Genomic DNA, 20,257 nt, shown 5'->3' with positions numbered 1-20,257 from the left:
GCTCCTTGGTCTGTCACCGGTAATCCCTCGCCAATCCGCCGGGACCGTTCCAGATCCGGCCGGTCCACTGCTGCCCGCCGATCCGGCCGAGCCGCTGGACTTCCTCGTGCCGGTCCCGGGCGTCGTCGGCCGCGTGCTCGCTCATCCCGCTCGCCCGCAGCATCCGCACCAGCCACCCGGGATCGATCGCCCGGATCCGCGCCAGCACCTCCGGGTCGAGCGGCCGGTCCAGCCAGGCCGCTACGAACGGGGAGTTGATCCCGATGAGATCGTCGGCGTAGTCCGGGAAATTCTGCCCGTTGTCGATCGCGGCGACCTGACCGTCCTTCGACAGCGCCTTGCAATCGGAACTGGCCCCGACATAGCCCAGGTACGCCATCTCCTGCTGCTGCACGCGCGGATAGTCCGAGACGTCCAGCGCGCGCGAGAGCCCTTCGACCCGGCGCTGTGCGGAACCGGGCCCGCGCGGGCCGTCGATGTGCGCGGTAACCGGCACGACGTTCGACCCGGCTGCTCGGGCCAAGCGGTACATCGCGTTCTCCCGGAACCCTTGTCCGCCATGGGGAATCGGCACGGCCAACGACCGTGACTCGCCCGAGGCGGGCTTGTAGATGGCTTGCGAACCGTCCGCGTAGGTGAGCCAGTGGGTCTCGTTGGCACTGGCGAGGTTGTCGCCGAATTCGACGTGACCGGCTATCTCGGCGGCGGCCAGCACCGCTTCGTCCGGGTCCACAAAGGACTCGAGGTCGGGAGGCGGTGCGGGCAGGCCGCGGCGCAGAGCTTCGTCGAACAGTTCGCGCTGGCGCCGCCGCAGGACCGCCGCGACGGCCTCGTCCTGCGGGGTGCTCGGCTGTGTTTCCTCGACGGCACGGGCGAAATTGCCGAGCGCACGCGCTGTCCCGGCAACCTCGTCGATCGCGGTCAGCCCGAGCCGGAGTTCGGCGGGACGTCCGTCGGGCAGGCGCAGGGAGATCCGGAGTTCGCGGTGCCCGGTGGGCTCGGGAGCGGCGAATCCGTCCTCGACGCCGGTGATCCGGGCCGGGCCGTCCCGCCGCAGCACCTCCAGTGCCTGGTAGATCCACGAGACCCGGTCGAACCGGACGGAGCCGGGTCCCGCGGCGCCGCTGGTTTCGCCCGCCAGCCACCGGGCGAGATCGGCGACGGGCGGCCCGGCGGGCAGGGGAGCGCCGACGTTCTCCCGGATCGAGTCGAGGGTCTGGGCCTGGGCCGGAGTCGGTTCGAGCGGCCGGGGCGGCGGCGCGAGAGCGTCCTCGCGCAGGACCGCCTCCGGGCCGCGGGCTTCGACCTCCGCCACCGCCTCGGCGAGGATGACGTTCTCCGCCGGCTCCGGGGCGGCCTCGACCTGTGTGTTCTTGGTGACCACGACGTCCAGCTTCGCGAACTCGTCGTCCACGTGGATCCCTTGGTCCGCCCGCCATTCCCGCAGCCCGGACGCCTTAACGCCGTAGAAGTGCGGCTTGACGTCGGTGTAGAACTCGACCCCGCGCCGGTTCGAGGGCAGCGGGCCGTTCCACGCCTGTACCGCCGGATTGCTGCCGTGCCGGGGCGTCCGGCCCCAGACCTCGTTCGACTCTTCGATCAGTTTGGCCGTTTCCGGGGATTGGCTGCGGCTTTCCAGCCGGTGGTACGGGCCGTAGCGCGCCGGTTTCGCCGCGTCCGAAGGCGGTCCGGCGGGGTGCGGTGCCTGGCGCATCGGCGGCCGGAGCGGACGGCGCGGTCCGGGCGTGGAAAACTTGACGCCGCGTCCTTCGTCCACTCCGGACAACAGCGGATCCCGGGCGAGGTCCCGGTGCCCGGCTGTCCACATCGGACCGGGCGCGGGAGTCGCGGGCGGTTCTTGGTACGGACGCCGGAGATCGACGCCGGGAGCCGGCACCGGGACGTCCGGCACGTACAGCTTGCCCGCCGCGGGCTGGTACTCCGGCGGCGCGTCGGGCCAGGGCAGGAAGGCGTCGGTGAACGGCAGCAAGGCCAGCCGGGCCGGATATTCGGGCAGGCGCAGCAGCTTTCCTTGCAACCGGTCGAAGAACGCGATGCCGTAGCGGCCGTGGGCGACCCAGCCGAGCTGGTGGTATTCGTTGTCGAGACGGTCCGTCGTGACGATGTGCAGGAGCGCCCTGGCGCCGAGCGGCCGTTCCGCCATCGCGATGATCACGCTGTCGTAGGAATCGTGGCTGTGGAACCAGAATCCGCCGAACCAGTATGCGAGGTAGCTCTGGTCCACCCGTCCGGCACGGTCCCAGGCGGTGCCGTAGGCGTTCGGGTCCGGCCGGTCGTAGCCGGGTTGCGCCTCTCGCACGAAACGCGCCGCCTGCGACTTCGACACGGTGCCAGCGTCGATCGCCGGCAGGGAGTGCGTCCGGGTCGCGCGCGCGAGCGGCGATCGCCGCCAGAGGTGGAACACCGGATGGGTCAGGACGTGGACGGGCGGGCTCTGCTGTCCGGCGGGCAGCGGCGGGAGGTTCTTCCCCGCGAACTGCGGTGATTGCCGCAGCACGTCGTAGACCGCGCGCAGCCGTTTCCCGTGGTAGCCCTCGGTCCGTTCGGCCGGCCGGACGCGGTGGAGTCCAGCGGGCGGCAGGGCGACCGGTTCCGTCGACCGCAGCGCGGCGAGATCGACCGGGAGCAGGTGGATCTCCAACGCCCGGGCAGGCAGCTTCGTGGCGGATCCGGTCATCGGGTCGGCGAAGATCGGCACTCCGGTGCGCTCGCTGACGATCACCGCGCTCACGTGCCGGGCGACGGTGCCGTCGTCGTTGAGCGAGCGGACGGCGACCGCGGCCACCAGGCCCTTGCGGCCGGTGAGCGCGGCGATGAGCCGGTCGTACTCGCTGCCGTGCGCTTCCCACGTTCCGCCGAGCCGCTGCCAGAGCGCGGCCAGCGTTTCCGGCTCCGGCCCGGCGGGCGCCGCGGTGGTGTCCCAGCCCGCCATCCGGTGGAAGAGCGCGCTCGTGGCGGACACGCAGTTCGACCGGTACCGGTAGCGGTCGAGCCGGGCCGAGCGGTAGTTCGGGTTGATTTCCCGCAGCAGCGGGACTTCTTCGCGCAGCAACGCTTCGAGCACGGCGGCGGGCGCGGTGTCGGCGGTGACCGCGGGCAGCGTGTACTTCCCGTTCTTCTTCCCGGACCAGACCGCCAGTTCCACCGCCTTCCTCGCCTCGGCGAGCTGTTCGGCGCTCCAGGTCCGTGCCTGCTTCGCCCAGTCTTCGGGAACGACGCCGGCGAGGAAGCGCAGTCCCAGCACCGTCCGGGCCGGGTCCGGCCGGGCGCCGAGACGGTCGGCGAGCAGCTGCCCGGGGCTTCGGTAATCCGGTTCGGGCAGTTCGGCGGCCGGGGGTTCGAGCCGCGTGAACCGCATCGGGTCGCTGGCGGCCTGGTACTCGTCGAGGAGTTCGTTGAGTTCCCGGATCGCGGCGACGGCCAGCCGGGCGGCTCGCGTGCGGTCGTGCTCGAACGGGAGCAGCAGCCGCCGCAGTTCGCCGGGCAGCCGCTCGGGCTGCCGCAGCAGGTCGCGGGCCTGCCGGGCGAGCCGGCCGTCGCCGCTGGTGTCGTGCCAGTGCGCCAGGAGGTCGGCGTGCGCGGCGATTTCCTCGTCCCGGGGGCGCGAGTTCAGCAGCTCCGTCACCCGGTCGGCGAGCTGACGGCTGCGGTCGTGCTCTCGGACCAGATCTCCCAGCCGCTCGGCGAGCGTGCCGGTGCCTTGGTACTGCCGCACAACGGAAATCAGCCCGCGGAGCAGTTCCGCGTCGGCGGTTTCGTGCTGCCGCAGGACCTCCGCCACCTGCGTCGCGAAATCTCCCTCACCGGTGCGCAAGTACTCGCGCAGCGTCGCGTCCAAGTGGTTGGCGAGGAGGCCGTGCTCGCTGCCTTCGTAGCTGGTCAGCTGCGCCCTTGCCCTCGCGGAAAGGCGCGGCAGCTCGTCGTGCAGCAAGGCCTGACGACGCTCCAGTGTTGGGCGGAAGCCCCAGTGCCCCAGTTCGGCCCCGACCGCACGGTCCAGGGCGTCCAGCTTCTCCCGGAGTTCCGTCGCCCATTCGCCGGATCGCAGGCTCTCGTCGTCGAAAGTGAGCGGCTCGAATTCGGAAAGCGGCGTCACGGCGGGAAGCGCCGACTGTTCGCCTTGCTCTCGTCCGGCGGTCTTCAACAGGAGCCCGAGCACGTGCCCGTTGGCCACCGCGTCGCGGTCGCTCTGCTGCTCGACCGGGGTGCCCGCGCGGTCGTCGGTCAGGATCTCGCGGATCCGGTAGTACGGCTTGCCGACGACTGCCAACAGCCCGGCGACGCCCGCGGCGACAGCGCCCCACACGGACGTGGCGGGCACTCCGGCGAGCACGCTCAAGCCGACCGTGAACCCGCCCACGGTGAACGATTTGGCGGTGATGACCGCCAAGTACCGCAGCCGGGAAACAGCGGCCTTGCGAGACACCGGCTTCGGCAGCAGCGGCGGCTTCGATCGAATTTCCGCGAGCGCACGCTCCACTGTGGACGAATTCGCGCCCGGCCGCGCGGTTCCCACCGCGACGAGCGCTTCGCCCACGAGGTCCCGCAACAGCAGGTCGCGGTCCCGGATTTTCCTCGGCAGCTGGGTTTCCCGTTCGGCGCGCATCCGCATCGCGATCCGGGTGAGCTTGTTGTTGACCTCGCCCACTGCGAGGTGGTTGTCCGCCAGCGCGGAGATCCAGCCCGCGACCCCGAGTTTGGCGAGGTCCACGGCGGCCAGGATCTGCAGCGGGGTGAAGTGGTCGAGAAGGGCCTTGAGCGGCTGGAGAGTCGGGTGGGTGATCTTGTACAGGTCGGGCAGGTAGGGCAGGAAGCTCGCGACGGCGTCCATCAGCTTCGAACCCGTGACGTGCTCCGCGAAATCCACCGCGGCGCGTTCGGCGGCCGGCGGGGACAGTTCGGCCAGCGCGGCATCAGGGATCACGCCGTCGGCCAGCAGGCTTGCGATCGCCGCGCGGGCGTGCACCAGTTGCCGGTACAGCTCTTTCGCGTCTTCGAGGTCGTACTCGTGCAGTTCGCGCCGGATCGCGTCGTGCGCCGCGAGCTCGGCACCCTTGCGCCGCCGCCGCGTGTAGCCCTCGGCGAGCGGACGGAACACAGCCGTGCCCACGCCGGTCGTCACGAGCGCGAAGAACGAGCCGGTCGCGATGTCCAGCGGGAACCCGACCGCGGCGGCTGTTCCCAGCGCGACCAGCGGCGGGGTGCTGAACCGGACGATCCGGGTGCGCAGCGGCAGCGCGATGTCGGGCGCGTCGCTTTCGAGCTGTGCCGGCGCCGGCACGCCGGTGCTCAGCAGCGGGGTGCCGAAGTTCGCTTCGTGCCAGCTGTTGACCAGTTCGTGCTGATCGCGGCCGCGGTCGATGTTCGCGCGGATCTCGTCGTACTTCTTCTTCAGCGCGGCCTGTTTGTCGCTGGCGATGTCGTAGCGCCGGGTCATCGCCGCGCCCAGCACCGCGGACGCCGCGCCGTACACGAGGTAGCCGATGCCGTTTCCCGGGTGGCCGCTCGCGAAGCCGGACATCGAAAGCGCGACAGTCATCGCGACGGTGGCGGGCTGCTCGAACATGACTGTGGTCTTGATGGTGAACGCAGTGGTCGGGTAAGCGGTGTCCTTCCGCTCGACGGCGAAGGTGTCCACGACAGCGCGCGCGTGGGCTCCGAGGGCGGCGACGCGGTAGGCGTAGTCCGGCAGTTGCTTTTCCAGTCCCGCGTGTTCGAGCAGGCTGCGCAACTGAGAGAGCAACTGCTGCCGGTGCCGCAGCCGCCAGGCCGGAGTCGTGGTGATCCGGTCGCCGAGCACTTCGAGCCGGGCTTCCAGCGCCCGGTCGGCCGGGCTCTCCGGCAAGCGGTCCGCGTCGGTGTTGGGGCGGAGCGTTCCCGGGGCGCAGGTCGCGGTGCGGAAGTAGCGCGTGCCGAAGGCGAGCGCCGCGCGGACGATTTCCTCGACGTCACGGGGCCGGAGCCGGGCCGGGAGATAGCCCGACAGCACCCGGGCGCCCGGGTGCACGGAAACCCCGGTCGATTCGAGCGTAGTGCCCGGCAGCACGTGGAACGCCGCGGTGAAGAGATGCCTGCCGTCGTGGAACACGTCGTAGCGGAGATCGGGGCCAGCCGGCGCCAGCAGGATTCCGGTCCGTTCGGCGGCCTTGCCGACCTGCGCGCGGATCGCGGCTTCGACCGCCGCCGCACGGTCGAAGCGGCGCGCCGGGGTGTCCACCGGGAGGCGGTGGCCGATCTCGACGGCGGGGTCTGCGAGGGGCCAGTGGGTGACGCGGTAGCCCTCGACCGCCTTGGCCGGGCGGTATCGGTCGGCCACAGTCAGCGCGCGCTCGATGCCTTCCGTGCGGACGGCGTCCAGCGCGGAGCGGCGGACGCCGGCGTGGGGATCGTCCGCGGCCAGGCCGAGGTAGGACAGCAGCCGCGACAGGTGTTCGCGCATCCGCCGCCGGTCGCGCCGCCGCGTCCCGTCCCGGTCGAGTTCCGCGCCGAGCGCGGCGACCTGAGCGACGTAGCCGAGGTCGGCGGGCGTCGGCCTCGGGGCGGCGCCGGGGAACCGGTCGTGCCAGAAGTGCTGATCCGGGAGGGAAACCGGGTCGCCGCGCCGGTGCGCCGCGAGCAATGCCGCGCCCGCGGCCATCGCGTGGGCCATCGGGAGGACGGCGAGGTCCGGGGCGAGCCAGTCGGGAAGCCGGAGGACGACCAGCGGCAGCGGCTGCCCGGCCGTCGGCTCCCGGAAAACCTGGAAGGTGATCGGGTTCCGCGCGGAGTAGCCGAGGTTCGGGGTGGAGACGACCTGAAAGGCGAACACGGTGCCGGATTGGCTGAGGAACACGGTGTCGTCCGACGGCCGGGGGAACGGGCCGTGCTCTACGACGCGCACACCAGCCGCGACGGCCGCGGCGGGCAGCATCCGGCGGGCGATGTCCTCGGCGGTCGGCCGCTGGCGGGCGGCGCGGATGGTGCTGAGCGGAGTGTGGATCTCGATGGCGCCGGTGAGCGGCGGCGCTGGTTCCGCTTCTGCTTCGGGCCGGACGGCGCTGGGTTGGGTGGCACTGGGTTGACTGGCACTGGGCTGGACGGCGTTGGGCGGTTGAGGAACGGCGGGGGAGTGTTCGGCCCCTTCGACCGAGCGTTGTGCCTGTTCGGCGAGGCGGACGTGTTCTTGGTGCCTGGCCGCCGCTTTGCCGGAGAGCCATTCGGCGAGTCCCGGGGCGATCGTCGGCCGGGACGGGCCGACGGCGTGCGCGGTCAGGCTGGTGAGGAGATTCGTCCGCGCGGCGAGGACGTCGAACGCCGAGCCGGGGCAGTGGACCGCGACCGCGTCGAAGCCCTCGGCAAGCAGCTGCTGGGACAGTTCGCGCAGCGCTTCGGGGTCCGCGGCCGTCACCTCGCCAGTGAGCACGACGAACTGGGGGTGCGCGCCGTTCGCAGCCAGATTCCGCCGCAGCCGGGCGAAGATCGTCTCGCGCTCGTCGAGACTGTCCGCCCGCGCGACGACCACGTGATAGTCCGGACCGGTCGAGGTCGCGTCCCGCACGGGGAAATCCGGGAAGGCCGCCGGGTCGCCGTCCGGCCGGACGGGGGCTTCGAAGACCCCGGGCTGCCACAGATCGCCCAGCCCGTGCCAGTGAAGGGCCAGTTCGGCCAGCACCGCCGCCGCTGCGACCTCCTCGTCCGGGCTCGCGTGCAGCGGCCCGAAATCCGGCGCGAACTGCCGGATGTCCTTAATGGACACTCCGGCGCTGAGCGCGGCGAACAGCGCGGACGCGGTCCACAGTCCTTGCGCGTCCTCGTAGGCCTGTTTCCAGGGTGGCCGTCCGTCGATCCATTCCCCGAGCCACTGCAGCTTGTCCCGCAGCGCTTGACGTTGCTCTTCCGGCACCCGCGCCAGTTCCCGCCCCAGTGCGGCGAAATGCGTATCTCTCGCCGCGGGCGTGCTGTCGGGCCGGAGCAGCAAAGACAGGACGTCGACGGCGTCCTTCGCGGGCAGCTGGGCGATCTGCCGCAAGCCAGGCTGTCCGTTGGTCCCGGCGGCTTTCCACAATTCCGAGAAAACCTTGCCCAGCCAGGGTTTGTCCGAACGTGCCGGTGCGGCGGCCGATTCGGCGCGCACTGCGTCGTCGAGGTGCAGCGCGGTGACCCGCGGTTCCTCGGCAGGCCGGGTCGCGTCGCTGTACAGGACGGCGGCGAAGCCCATTTTCCGCAAGCTGTCCGTGAGTTCGGCGAGATCTGCTTCGCCGACATTGCGCCATTCGCGGCTGAGGACGAGGTACGGCTTTTTCTCGCCGGACCGCTGGTTCCGCAGGTAACGCCGGGCGTTCTTGACCAGCCGTTCGCGGTCGGCGGAGCCGGGACTGCGCAACCGCGCCACGACGACGTTCCGCCGTCTGCCGTCGGCGTGGGAGAAGGAGAACTCGGCCAGCCCGATGGTTTCGCCGTGATCGTGGACCTGCCCGCGCGGCTGGAAATCCGTCGCACCGCCGAAGCCGAGCGCGGCTCGTTCCGCGTCGTCGGACAGGCTCAGCGCGTGGAGGAAACCCAGGTCCGGGCCGACCAGATCCAGGTATTCCTGGGCCAGCTTCAACGCCAGTTCGTACGCTCGTTCGGCGAGTTCCGGGCTGTCGGCCGCCGCGGACTTCGCGAGCGCGAGCTGCGCCTCGATGCGGTCCAGCAGGTCTCGCCGCTTGGCGAACTCGGCGTAGGCGAAGGACAGCGTGGTGAGGACGCCGTAGCGCAGGTAGATGCCGGCGGCGCCGTCGGCGGAGCTTTCCTCCTGCTCGACGACCTGGACGCGCGCCCGCGGCCTGCCGACGAGTTCCGCGAGCCGGTCGCCGACGAGGAGGCGGTCCGCTTCCCGTTCGACGGCGAGGAACCGGAGCTTGTCCGCGAGACTCGCGTCCTGGTGTGGCAGCCCGCGGCCCGGTTTGCGCACCCGGTCGTAGAGCACCTTGTCGACGATCCAGCGGAGCACGTCGCCGGGACGCGCGCCGGTGGCGCGGACCAGCGCCCACAGGTCGGCGAGTTCCTGCTCGGTGAGCTGCTCGCGGACCTCGCGCGGAAGGTCGAAACGCTCGTCGGCGTCCTCGTCCGGAACCGGCGGCGGCGGTTTCGTCTCGCCGGGATAGTCGTGCCGCAGCGGTACGACCTCGGTGCGCTCGCGGACCGGCCGCGCGGGGGTTTTCTCGGCGGGGTAAGGGAAAGTGGCAGGGACTACGGGCGGTACCTCCAGCACGTCGGGGCTGGGGTAGCGCACCTCCGGGACGGACGGCTCGGCGCGGCCGGGGAAGTCCGGCGGGAGTCGCGGGATCGGGGCGGCGGTGACGTCGCCGGTGCGGAACGGGTCGCCGGGAACCGCTGGTCCTGGGCGCGGATCGGCGACGGAGCCTGGGCGCGGATCGCCTACGCGGACCGGTGCCGGGTCGCCCACCCGATGCGGGTGCGGATCGCCGACGCGCGGGAACGGTTCCGTCCGCACCGGAGGCCGCGTGGGGAATCCGATCGACGGCCGCACTGGATCCGTGACGGTCGCGGGCGCCGGTCCGACGACCGGGCCGAGCAGGCTTTCGGCGAAGCTCACCGACTGCCCGAGCCGCGCCCGGGGGAGCGTCGGCTCGGTTCGGGCTGGTTCCGGCGTGGCGGACGGCGAGTGCGGGCCGGTGCTCGGGTGCGCTAGCTGGTCGAAAGCGGCGCGGAACTGTGCGCGGAGCCCGCTTCCTTCCGGCGTCGGCGTGTCGGCGAGCCAGTCGCTTACCGCCAGCCGGAAGTCCCGGCGTCCGGCAGCGTCGAGGTTCCCGGTTTCGGCGTCGTGGAGGAGCGTCAGGTGCGCGGAGAGCCCGCCGACACGAGCCTGTGCGTGGTAGTTGTCCCACAGATCGGGGAGCGCCCGCGCCCGGTCCGGAGAAACCGGTGCCTCGCCGTCCGGCAAGTGCGCTCCGACAGCCTCCGGTGCCCGGGTGCCTGCCGGCCGGTTGCCGCCAGCCAGCGCTTCGCTCGCCCCGGTGACGACGGGAACCGAGCGCAACGCGGCTCGCGTGCTCGACTCCTCGCCGTCGCCGTACAGCACCGTGAAGGTCACCGGCTCCGGGCGCGGTTCGGGAGGCTGGGCTATCGCTTCGTGGGCTTTGGCCTCCAACCCCTTGGCCTCGGCGAGGAGGTCGCCCGTCCTCGACAGCACTTCGTCGAACGCCGAGCGCGCCGGATGTCCTTCCGCGGCGGACAGGCTGGTTCGCGCCACGAGCGCTTGCTTGAGCTCGGACTCGCTGAGTTCCCGGTGCACCATCCGGTCGGCGAGCGCGAGATGCCGGGACGCCACGCCCTGCTCGGCCAGATCCGGCAGCGAATACCCGAGCCCGCGCAGCCGGCCTAGGACCTCGGCGAGTTCGGCCTCGGTGCGGCGGCTCTCGAGGGCGAACCACCGATCGCCCGGCTTCGGCCCGGCGGGGCGGCCGCCGAGCGAACCGAGCAGCTGATCGCCGAGCCAGCCGACGCCCCGGTCGCGCGCGTAGGCGGCGCGCTCGGAGAGTTCCGCCAGCTTCGCCTCGGGCTCGGACAGCAGAACCCTCTTGGCCCGCCCGGCGAACGTCTCCTTCGGCCGGAAGTCCTTGAGCTCGGTCGCCGGTTTGGCCTCGTCGCGCCCCTCGGCTTCCGACTTCGGCGGTGCCGGTTCGGAGTTGGTGCCGGCTTTTGTCGGCCGGGCACTGCTGTCCGGCGAGGCTGCGGAGCGTTGCGGCGCGGGTTCGGGGTGGGCCGCGGTGGCGGTTTTCGTCGGCCGGGCACCGTTATCGGGCGTCGCGGCGGAGCGTTGTGGCGTGGATTCGTCGTGCGGCAAGGCGGTTCGGGTCGCGGTGTCCCGCTCGCGGGTCGTCCGGGACGGTGTGGATTCGTTGTGGGTCGCGGTGGCCCGGCCCCCGGTCGGTCGGGTGCCGGTTTCGGCCGATGGGGTCGTCCGCAGCGGCGTGGGCTCGGTGGGGGCAGCGGCGGTTCGCGCCGGTCGGGTGCCAGTGTCGGACGTCCGCGCCGCTTCCCCCTGGTTCTGGCCGGAACCAGACGGTCCCTCCGGCCGCTGAACCGACCCCGGCGGATCGTCCGGCGGGGTCTCCGGAGCCTTGTTCACCCCCTCCGCCTCGACCGCCTTGTGTCCCCCAGCTGAGTCCGGATTCCGCCGCGATTCGAGGTCGATCACCTTCCCCGACTTGGACTCCGACGCATCAGCAGACGACTGTCCGCGCCCCTCGTCCGAAGCACCGGAAGCGGTCGAATCCTCTTGTGCGGGCGCAGACTTCTCCGGCGCAGCAGCCCCGTCCTTGCCCGAAGACGAACCCTTCGCACCGCCGCCCGCCCCAGCGTCCTTGACCGGCGCCGACGTGGGCCCATCCCCAGACCGCGCCGGCGGTGCTCCGCTCGCGGGCGAATGCGGGGCGAGGGTAGCGGTCCGCGCAGGCAGCTGCGCCGGTGCCGAAGACGGCGACCGGACCAGGTTCGTCACCTCCGCCCCGGACGACCCGGCGTCGATCCTCGGGGCCAGCCCCGCGCCGGAATGAACGCCGTCTGTACCGGTGGCTCGCATTTCGGCGTGCTGCGCCGACGCCTGATGTTCGGCGGAGCTGTGCACCTCGGTGTGCTGCGACGGGCCAGTCTGCTCGGCGGAACCGCGCGCCTCCCCGCCGGACGGAGCGGGGGAGCCGTGGTCAGGGGGCGGCATCGGGGTGTTCGGGGGACCGCCGTCGGGCGGAGTCGGCAGGTGGGACCGGATGAGGTCGCGGATGGTCGGATGCTGCTCCCCGGTCACGCGCTCGTAGGTGTTCTTCATGCCGTTCGCCCCGAGCGCGTGCATTCCGCCCCGCGCGGCGCCGGCGATCGCGCCCTCGTCCATGGGGCGATCGAGGATGTAGTTCGTACCGGCGCCAGTGATCGCTCCGGACACGCTCGCGCCGGCGACCGAGCCGAGCTGCTTCGCGGTGTCCTCGGACAGTTTCGGCAGTTTTCCCAGGCCTTTGGCCGCGGTGTCGGAAACGGCCTTTCCCACCGTCCGGTTCGCCGCGTGCCCGAGCGCCCCGCCGATCGCGCCCGCTTCGACCGCGTTCTTGACCTTGCCGAGGTCGACGTCCCCGTACCCGCGCCACGAGCTGAACTCCTGGCCCAGCAGGTTGCCGACCCCGCCGCCGACGGCCCCGCGCCCGGCGTTCAGCGCCAGCTCGCCGCCGAATTTGAGCGCGCCCAGACCCAGCCGCGTCGCCCGGCTGGCCGCGGCGATCTTCTCGACGGCCGCGGCGACCTTGGCCGCGATCTGGGCGCCGAGCCTCGCCGCGAAAAAAGCCTCGCCCGCCGGTCCGGCGATCAATGTGGACAGGGCGAAGAGCGCGACGTTGATCAGGATGTCCGCGACGATCTCGCCTTTGATGTCCGCGAGGTCCTTCGCGTACTTCCGGCAAGCCTCGGCCAGTTCGTGGCAGTGCCCGGCGAGCTGGGCCAGCCCCTCGCCGCCGGACGAACCGTCGAGGAAGCGGTGCAAGGCGTTGTACGCGGAAACGCCCGCCAGGTCGGTCCAGGTGTCGTGCAGGCTCTCGACGTGCGGACCGGCCTGATCGTGCAGCGTGTTCAGCGCGTCGCGCAGGCGGTCCCAGGCGTCGCCCAGCTCCCGCGCGTCGGATTCGCTGTCCAGCGGCCAGATCGCGTCGAGCCATCCGGCGTGCCGCGACAGCCAATCGGACTTGACGCGGATCCACAGCTCTTCGGTCGGTTCCTGGACGTCGCCGGGGGCCATCTTCCCGCCTACTGCCCGGTCTGGGAGGAACGCAGCCCGGCGGCGTTCTTCGCGTCCGCGGTGCGGTATTCGGCGATCTGCCCGACGGCCTGGCCGGTCAGCTGCGCGAGGCCGATCGAGGCCAGCTGCGCGTTCCTATCGAGGCTGATCGCCCACTCGCGATAGGTTTCCATGAACGCCTTGCCGCTCGCCCCGTTGCCGACGTGGTACTCCTGCTGCAAGTCCTTCCGGACGCCGCCCAACGTGTCGTGGTAGGTCTGCTGGAGGTGCGCCAGCGCGCGGAACACCTGCTCGGTCGCGTCGGGGTACATCCCGGCGTACCCGCCGGGGTCGGTGCGGTCGACGAGGTGCTCGCCGGGGGCGGGTTTTTCCGGCGGGGCCATCAGCGGCGCTCCCCGGCGACCTGCCGGTCGAGTTCGTGCAGCATCGGGTCGGCGCGCAGGTCAGCGGTTTCCGGAGTGGCGTCGGGCGGCAGGAATCCGGACAGGATCGAGAAGGTCTCCTGCCGGGCGAGTTCCGCGGCGCGGCGCACGACATCGGTGATGTCGGCGGCCAGCCGGGCCGAATCCGGCGCGCGGTAGATCCGGGAGTCCAGGCGCAGTTCCACGAGTTCGCCGGAACTGCCGACGACCGCGGCGATGAGATCGTCGTCGGAAGATGCTTCGGCGCGGACTTCGGCCATTTGGGACTGTGCGGCCCGGATATCGACGGCCAGCTGCCGGTATTCCTCGTACATGTTCAGGTGCGGTGGCGTGTCCATCCCGGTCCTCCTCGCTTCCGGACGCCAGTCTGGGGCCGCGCCGGCGGCTGTGGCGGACGGTGACCGGTAGCGGCCACGGGGGCGGGAACGGGCGCGAAGTGCCGCAGTATCGCGAGGGTGACCCGACACCGTAAGGCTTCTGTCGCCACCGTGCTGACGGTGGCGTCGCTCCCATTCGTCCTCGGCGGCGGCCCGGCTCGGGCCGCACCGCCCGCGGGAGCCTGCACCAACGCCCAACCCGCGCACCCGGAGATCACCGCTCAGCCCTGGGCGCAGCAGATGCTCGCCCCCGAGTCGGCGTGGCGGTACACGCGCGGCGGCGGTGTCGTGGTGGCGGTGGTGGATTCCGGGGTGGACGCCGATCACCCGCAGCTGCGGCGTCCCGGAAAGGTGTTGCCAGGCCGGGATTTCGTGGCGGGCCAGGACCTTCCCGGCTCCTTCGACTGCGATTCGCACGGCACCGCGGTGGCGAGCATCGTGGCGGCGGATCCGGTGCCCGGCGTCGGTTTCCGCGGCGTCGCGCCGGACGCCGCCGTGCTGCCGGTCCGGGTCAGCGACCAGGACCTCACCGACCAGGGCCAGATCCAGCGGATCAACCCGCAGACCGTCGCGAGCGGCATCGTCTACGCGGTCGGGCAAGGCGCTCGCGTGCTGAACCTGTCGATGTCCGGGACCGCCGACTTCCCGGCGATCCGCGAAGCGGTCGCCTACGCGGTGGCCAGCGACGTCGTGGTGGTCGCCGCGGCGGGCAACGCACAGCAGGACGCGTCGACGAAACTTCCTTCGTATCCCGCGGCTTACCCCGGCGTGCTCGGCGTCGGAGCGGTGGACATCGACGGAGCACGGGCGTCCAGTTCGCAGATCGGGCCGTACGTCGGACTGGTCGCGCCGGGCGCGAAGGTGCTCGCGGCGACCCGCGTGGACGGGCATGCCTATGACGACGGAACCAGCTTCGCCACGCCGTTCGTCGCCGGTACCGCGGCTTTGGTTCGTGCGGCTTGGCCGAACCTGTCCGCGCCTGAGGTGATCCGGCGGCTGGAAGCGACCGCCAGCCCGGCACGGGGCGGGCAGGCCAGCGACGCTTACGGGGCCGGCTTGGTCAATCCGTACCGCGCGGTCACGGACGGGATGAACCTCGCGCCGTCGGCGGGGATTCCGGCGTATCACCCGGCTCCCGTGGATCGGGCCGCGGCCGCGCACGCGGAGTGGCTGCGCAGCAGTGCCTCGACCGCGTCCTGGCTTGCTTTCGGCGGTGCTGGTGCTTTGCTGTTGGTGGTGCTGATTGTGGTCGTCCTGCGGCGAGGCCGTCGTCGAGGGTGGCGTGCGAGTCGTGCCGCGGCCTTGCCCGCTGAGCCGGTGGCGGAGGAGCTGCCGGATCAGGTTTCTCTGCTCGGACAGTCCTAAGCGGACACAAGAAAGCGCGCCCCGTCCGAGAACGGGGCGCGCTTCACCGTGCCAGGATCACACCTGCCACGTAGCGGCGCAGCTCTGCACGCAATGCTGCGACCGGTCCACCGAGTTCGAGGTGGCGCGGCCCATCGCGTGGGCCCGGTCGTTGTATTCGTTGTCCAGCTTGAACTTCTGGCCCATCGCCGCGTCCATCTCGTGCCCGTTGCCGTCGGTCAGGACGCTCGAGAACGCGTCCTTCGCGCGCTGGTACACGTCGCCGAACGACGTCGAGTCCTGGCCCGCGGTCTTGAAGATCTCCTGGGCCTGGCTCTGGACCTGGTCGAAATACATCAGGATCTGGTCGGTCACTGCGGTCTCCCTTCTCCGGTGCGGTGGCTCAGACGGCGCCGAAAGCGGAACCGAACGAACCGGTGTCGACCTGGAAATCGCCGGTCATGCTGAGCGCCCGGCCGTTTTCCGCGTCGTTCTCGAAATACTTGTTCGCCGACGTCGTCAGGGTGTCGGCCAGTCCGTGGCCGCTCGTCGTCAGCCGCTGGTTCTGGGAGAACCGGTCCGGCTCGATGCCCTGGAACATCCGCCCGCCCGCGCCCTTCCAGACGCCTTCCAGCCCGGTGTTCCCGGTGTTCAGGCTGGTGTTGCGGTTCGCGACCTCCTCGTAGAGGCCACGCCAGTTGTCGGCGATCCCGCGCATCTGCGTGGGATCGCCGTTCATGAAATTGAACCCTGTCACAAGACCCTCCATTCGCGGTCACGGGAACGCGCCCCGGATTTCCCGGCCGCCTCCCCACTTTTCCGAAGCTAGTTCCTCCGGCGGGGAATGCCCGCCGCGCGGCACGTTCCTGCCACGGCCGCCCGCAACGCCCGGCGGGCGCGCAAGATCGGTGCCATGGCGACAGTCCTGGTCAAGCGGCCCGCGCGGAAACCGGCCCCGGAGATGCCGGCCGGCGAGCTGATGCTGCAACCGCCCCCGGCGATCCCGGCCCCGCCGGGACGGCAGTGGGCGCAGGTGTTCACGGTGCTGCCGATGCTCGCCATGATGGCCTCGACGCTGCTGCTCTACTCCGGCAACCTCGGCGGCTCCATCCGGTTCGTGGTCTACGGGCTGATGGGCGTCGGGATGCTGGGGATGATCCTCACCGGGCTGCTGCAGGGCGGCGGCCCGAGCAAACGGGAGATGGGGCAGGCCCGCCGAAAGTACCTGCGGCACCTGGCGCAGCACCGGGTGCGGCTGCGCCGGGCAGTGCGCCGGCAGCGCACGGCCATGGACTACCTCCACCCGGAGCCGGCGGCGTTGTGGTCGCTCGCGGCCAGCTATCGGCTGTGGGAGCGCCGCAAGGACGACGAGGATTTCGCCGTCGCCCGGATCGGGCGCGGTCCGCAGGGGCCGGCGCTCGCGCTCGTCGCGCCGGACACGTTGCCGCTCGAAGAGCTTGAGCCGCTGTCGGCGTTGGCGTTGCGGAAGTTCCTCGCCACCCACCGCACGGTCGACGGGCTGCCGCTGGCGATCGCGGTCAACGGCTTCAGCCGGATCCACGTGCGCGGCGACCGCACCGCGGCGCTCGGCATGCTGCGTGCCGTGCTGGCACAGCTCGCCGCGCTGCAGTCGCCCGACGATCTGCGCATCGCGGTGTGCGTGAGCGAGGACCGCCGCGCCGACTGGGAATGGCTGAAGTGGCTCCCGCATTCGCTGCACCCGGCGCGTTCGGACGCGCTCGGTCCGCTGCGGCTGGTGGTTCCGGCGGTGTCGGCGCTGGAAGCGATGCTGGAGGAGGAACTGGGCGCCCGCCCGCGGTTCGATCCCGACCAGCAGGTCAGCGTCCCCGGGCCGTACCTGGTCGTGGTGCTGGACGGCGGCGAGGTCGCCGGTTCGGACCACCTGATGACCGGCGGCGGCGTGGAGGGCGTCACGGTGTTCGACCTGTCGACTCCGCCGCCGCGGGTGCCCGCCCGGACTTCGGTGCTGCTTTCGGTCGGGGCCGACGGCGCGCTTTCCAGCCGGACAGCCGAGGGCGAAGCGCAGCTCGGCGAGGCGGATTTCCTCGACGGCGCCGCGGCCGAGGGACTGGCGAGGCAGCTCGCGCCGCTGCGGCTCAGCTCGGGGATCCGCGACGCGCCGATGAGTTCCGAACTCGGCCTCGCCGACCTGCTGGGACTGGGCGATCCGTACGACTTGTCGCCGGAGGACACCTGGACGCCGCGGCCGAACCGCGACCGGCTGCGGATCCGGTTCGGCATCCAGGAGGACGGCGCCCCGATCGACCTCGACCTGAAGGAGTCCGCGCAGGAGGGCATGGGCCCGCACGGCCTCCTGATCGGGGCCACCGGCTCCGGCAAGTCCGAACTGCTGCGGACGCTCGTGCTGGCGCTGGCGATCACGCATCCGCCGAGCTCGCTGAACTTCGCGCTGATCGACTTCAAGGGCGGCGCGACCTTCACCCGGCTCGACAAACTGCCGCACACCAGCGCGGTGATCACCAACCTCGCCGAGGAACTGCACCTGGTCGACCGGATGACCGACGCGATCAACGGCGAGCTGATCCGCCGCCAGGAGCTGCTGCGCGCGGCCGGGAACTTCTCCTCGCTGCGCGACTACGAGAAGGCCCGGCAAGCCGGAGCCCCGCTGCCGGAGGTGCCCACGCTGCTGGTCATCTGCGACGAATTCTCCGAACTCCTTTCCGCCAAGCCGGATTTCATCGACATGTTCGTCCAGATCGGACGGCTGGGCCGGTCGCTCGGCGTGCACCTGCTGCTCGCGTCGCAGCGGCTGGACGAGGGCCGCCTGCGCGGGCTGGAGGGCCACCTGTCCTACCGGATCGGCCTGCGGACCTTCTCCGAGATGGAGAGCAGGGCGGTGCTCGGCGTGCCGGACGCGTTCAAGCTGCCGCGGGCGCCGGGGAACGGCTTCCTCAAGGTGGGCACCGAATCCATGGTGCGGTTCCGTTCGGCCTACGTCTCCGGCGTGCACCGCCGGATCAGCCAGTCCGGCGGGCCGGCCGGTCCGCCGGAGGACCTGGTGCTGCACGAATACACGACCGCCTACCACGCGCCCGCGATCGACGCCGGGGACGCCGCCGAGCCCGAGCCGGAATCCGACGCCGCGGTCGGCGAGTCGCTGCTGGACATCATGGTCGACCGGCTGGTCGGGCGCGGGACGCCCGCGCACCAGGTGTGGCTGCCGCCGCTGGACGAATCCCCGTCCCTGGACGAACTGCTGCCGGACCTGGTCGCGCACCGCGAGCGCGGGCTGACCGCCAACTCGACCGAACTCGCCGGTGCGCTGCGCCCGGTGCTCGGCCTCGTCGACCGGCCGTACGAGCAGCGCCGCGATCCGCTGAGCCTGGACCTGTCGGGCGCCGCCGGGCACGTCGTGGTCATCGGCGGCCCGCGGAGCGGCAAGAGCACGGCCTTGCGCACGTTGATCCTCAGCCTCGCGCTCACGCACACGCCGCGCGAGACGCAGTTCTACTGCCTCGACTTCGGCGGCGGGACGCTCGCTTCGCTGGAAGGACTGCCGCACCTCGCCGGAGTGGCCGGACGGCTGGACACCGGCGCGGTCCGGCGCACGGTCTCCGAGGTCGCCACGCTGCTCGCCCAGCGCGAGCGGCTGTTCGCCGAGCACAAGATCGACAGCGTCGCGACGTTCCGGAAGCGGAAGGCCGCCGGCGAGTTCCCGGACGATCCGCACGGCGACGTCTTCCTCGTGATCGACGGCTGGCTGACCCTGCGCAACGATTTCGACCAGCAGGAGGAGATCGTCAGCGACATCGCCTCGCGCGGTCTCGCCTACGGAATCCACGTGGTCGCCGCGTGTTCCCGCTCCTTCGACCTGCGGATGAACGTGCGCGACCTGTTCGCCAGCAGGCTCGAGCTGAAGATCAGCGACCCGATCGATTCGATCATCGACCGGCGCGCGGCGATGGGCGTGCCCGCCGAACGGCCCGGCCGGGGGCTGTCGGCGAGCAAGCACCAGATGCTGATCGCGTTGCCGCGCATCGACGGCGGGCACAGCGTCGGCGATCTGTCCGACGGGATCGCCGGCGTGGTCACGGCGATCGCGGACGCGTGGCCCGGCGCGGCGGCACCGCCGGTCCGGCTGCTGCCCGGCCTGCTGGACTACAGCGAACTCCCAGCCGCCGACGAGCTGACCGGACCGGACGCCGGGCTGGCGGTCGGCGTCCACGAGCACGACCTGTCGCCGCTGCGGCTGGACTTCGCGAACGATCCGCATTTCTTCGTGCTGGCCGACACCCAGTCCGGCAAGACCTCGTTCCTGCGCACCGTGGCCCGCCGCATCTGCGCCGCGTACACGCCGGAGCAGGCGCGGATCGTGTTGATCGACCACCGGCGCGGGCTGCTCGGCGAGATCCCCGACGAGTACCTGCTGGGCACCGGCACCAACGACGCGCACAGCATCTCGCTGCTGAACGAGGTGGTCACCAGGCTGTCGCGGCGGCTGCCCGGCCCGGACGTCACTCCCGAGCAGCTGCGCGCGAAGAACTGGTGGCAGGGCGCGGAAATCTTCGTGCTCGTCGACGACTACGACATGGTGGCCACGCACCAGAACCACCCGCTCATGCCGTTGCTGCCGCTGGCCGCCCAAGCGGGCGACATCGGCTTGCGCGTCGTGCTGGCACGCCGCACCGGCGGCGCGGGCAAGGGCCTGTACGAACCGGTCCTCAACCGCCTGCGCGAGGTCGGCGCGGCCGGCGTGCTGATGTCCGGCGACCGGGACGAGGGCCCGCTGCTCGGCGGGATGCGGGCGCAGGTGCTGCCGCCCGGCCGCGGCTGGCTGGTCGACCGACGCGGGAACAAGGGGCTGGTGCAGCTGGCCTGGTCGCCGCCCCGGGCCTGACCGGCCGGCAGACCACTGTGGACAGACGAGCGGAAGCAGGAGAGCGCGATGGCACCACCGGACAGAATGGACGGAATCCCGGCCGCGATGGAGCGGTTCGCCGAGACCGCGGGAAACCTGGCCAGGGTCCCGGTTCCCGAGCTGGTGGCCGGACGGGGCAGCGGCGGCTGCGGCAGCATGCTGAACGGCCACGAAAGCGTGCTGGACGCGGACAGCGGGACCACCGACCGGCTCTACCGGTTCATCACCCAGTTCAAGGAGACGGTGAACGCGCTCGGGACTTTCGCGCACAACGCGGCGCAGAACTACCACTTCACCGACCAAGCCGCCAAGGACGAACTCGCGAAGGCCGCCTTCGACGACTACACCCGCACGGCGTTCGGCAAGATGACCGGCGACGGCCTGCCCGCGGTGCTGCCCTCGCTCACGTCCGGGCAGCAGCGGTAGGGCG

Annotated in this window: 8 protein-coding genes; 3 read left to right on the top strand and 5 right to left on the bottom strand. The window is 71.6% G+C overall.

All coding sequences use genetic code 11. The features are described 5' to 3' along the window. Positions 1-13: 13 nt before the first annotated feature. Genes ABD156_RS21340 through ABD156_RS21330 form a run of 3 tightly spaced genes read right to left on the bottom strand, consistent with a single transcriptional unit; the run spans position 14 to position 13,544 of the window. Positions 14-12,784 carry a WXG100-like domain-containing protein gene (locus ABD156_RS21340; protein ID WP_344276223.1) on the bottom strand — a complete coding sequence of 4,257 codons (12,771 nt, stop codon included), beginning with the start codon at positions 12,782-12,784 and terminating at the stop codon, positions 14-16. Positions 12,785-12,792: 8 nt separating this feature from the next. After that, positions 12,793-13,167 carry a hypothetical protein gene (locus ABD156_RS21335; RefSeq protein ID WP_344276220.1) on the bottom strand — a complete coding sequence of 125 codons (375 nt, stop codon included), beginning with the start codon at positions 13,165-13,167 and terminating at the stop codon, positions 12,793-12,795. Beyond that, positions 13,167-13,544: a YbaB/EbfC family nucleoid-associated protein gene (locus tag ABD156_RS21330; RefSeq protein ID WP_344276217.1), complete on the bottom strand. Its 378-nt coding sequence runs from the start codon at positions 13,542-13,544 to the stop codon at positions 13,167-13,169. Before ABD156_RS21330 ends, ABD156_RS21335 begins: the two co-directional genes overlap by 1 nt. Positions 13,545-13,661: 117 nt before the next feature. On the opposite strand from ABD156_RS21330, the gene mycP reads away from it, so the two are divergent. Further along, entirely contained in the window at positions 13,662-14,948 is a 1,287-nt protein-coding gene (gene mycP, locus ABD156_RS21325; protein ID WP_344276214.1) for a type VII secretion-associated serine protease mycosin, read from the top strand. Positions 14,949-15,005: 57 nt separating this feature from the next. Here the strand turns inward: mycP and ABD156_RS21320 are convergent, their stop codons facing one another. Together ABD156_RS21320 and ABD156_RS21315 are read right to left on the bottom strand one after the other, a co-directional pair. Continuing rightward, positions 15,006-15,302 carry a hypothetical protein gene (locus ABD156_RS21320; RefSeq protein WP_344276211.1) on the bottom strand — a complete coding sequence of 99 codons (297 nt, stop codon included), beginning with the start codon at positions 15,300-15,302 and terminating at the stop codon, positions 15,006-15,008. A 28-nt stretch (positions 15,303-15,330) separates the two neighbouring features. Then, on the bottom strand, positions 15,331-15,666 hold the full coding sequence (locus tag ABD156_RS21315; protein WP_344276208.1) for a type VII secretion target: 336 nt from the start codon (positions 15,664-15,666) through the stop codon (positions 15,331-15,333). A 174-nt stretch (positions 15,667-15,840) separates the two neighbouring features. Between ABD156_RS21315 and eccCa the strand changes: the two genes are divergently transcribed. Continuing rightward, on the top strand, positions 15,841-19,806 hold the full coding sequence (eccCa, locus tag ABD156_RS21310) for a type VII secretion protein EccCa (RefSeq protein ID WP_344276204.1): 3,966 nt from the start codon (positions 15,841-15,843) through the stop codon (positions 19,804-19,806). A gap of 48 nt (positions 19,807-19,854) precedes the next feature. After that, complete coding sequence (locus ABD156_RS21305; RefSeq protein ID WP_344276201.1) at positions 19,855-20,253, top strand: hypothetical protein; 399 nt, start codon at positions 19,855-19,857, stop codon at positions 20,251-20,253. Positions 20,254-20,257: the final 4 nt, after the last annotated feature.

Origin of the sequence: Amycolatopsis albidoflavus, from assembly GCF_039525725.1 — a bacterium.
GTDB classification, from domain to species: Bacteria; Actinomycetota; Actinomycetes; order Mycobacteriales; family Pseudonocardiaceae; genus Amycolatopsis; species Amycolatopsis albidoflava.
Note: the sequence above shows the minus strand (reverse complement) of the source record. Positions and strands in the feature narration are given on the sequence as shown.

Excerpts from the sequence above, each read along its gene's own strand:
- ABD156_RS21340 (WP_344276223.1), bottom strand. The coding sequence starts at position 12,784 with ATGGCCCCCGGCGACGTCCAGGAACCGACCGAAGAGCTGTGGATCCGC.
- ABD156_RS21335 (WP_344276220.1), bottom strand. The coding sequence starts at position 13,167 with ATGGCCCCGCCGGAAAAACCCGCCCCCGGCGAGCACCTCGTCGACCGC.
- ABD156_RS21330 (WP_344276217.1), bottom strand. The coding sequence starts at position 13,544 with ATGGACACGCCACCGCACCTGAACATGTACGAGGAATACCGGCAGCTG.
- ABD156_RS21315 (WP_344276208.1), bottom strand. The coding sequence starts at position 15,666 with ATGAACGGCGATCCCACGCAGATGCGCGGGATCGCCGACAACTGGCGT.
- eccCa (WP_344276204.1), top strand. The coding sequence starts at position 15,841 with ATGGCGACAGTCCTGGTCAAGCGGCCCGCGCGGAAACCGGCCCCGGAG.
- ABD156_RS21305 (WP_344276201.1), top strand. The coding sequence starts at position 19,855 with ATGGCACCACCGGACAGAATGGACGGAATCCCGGCCGCGATGGAGCGG.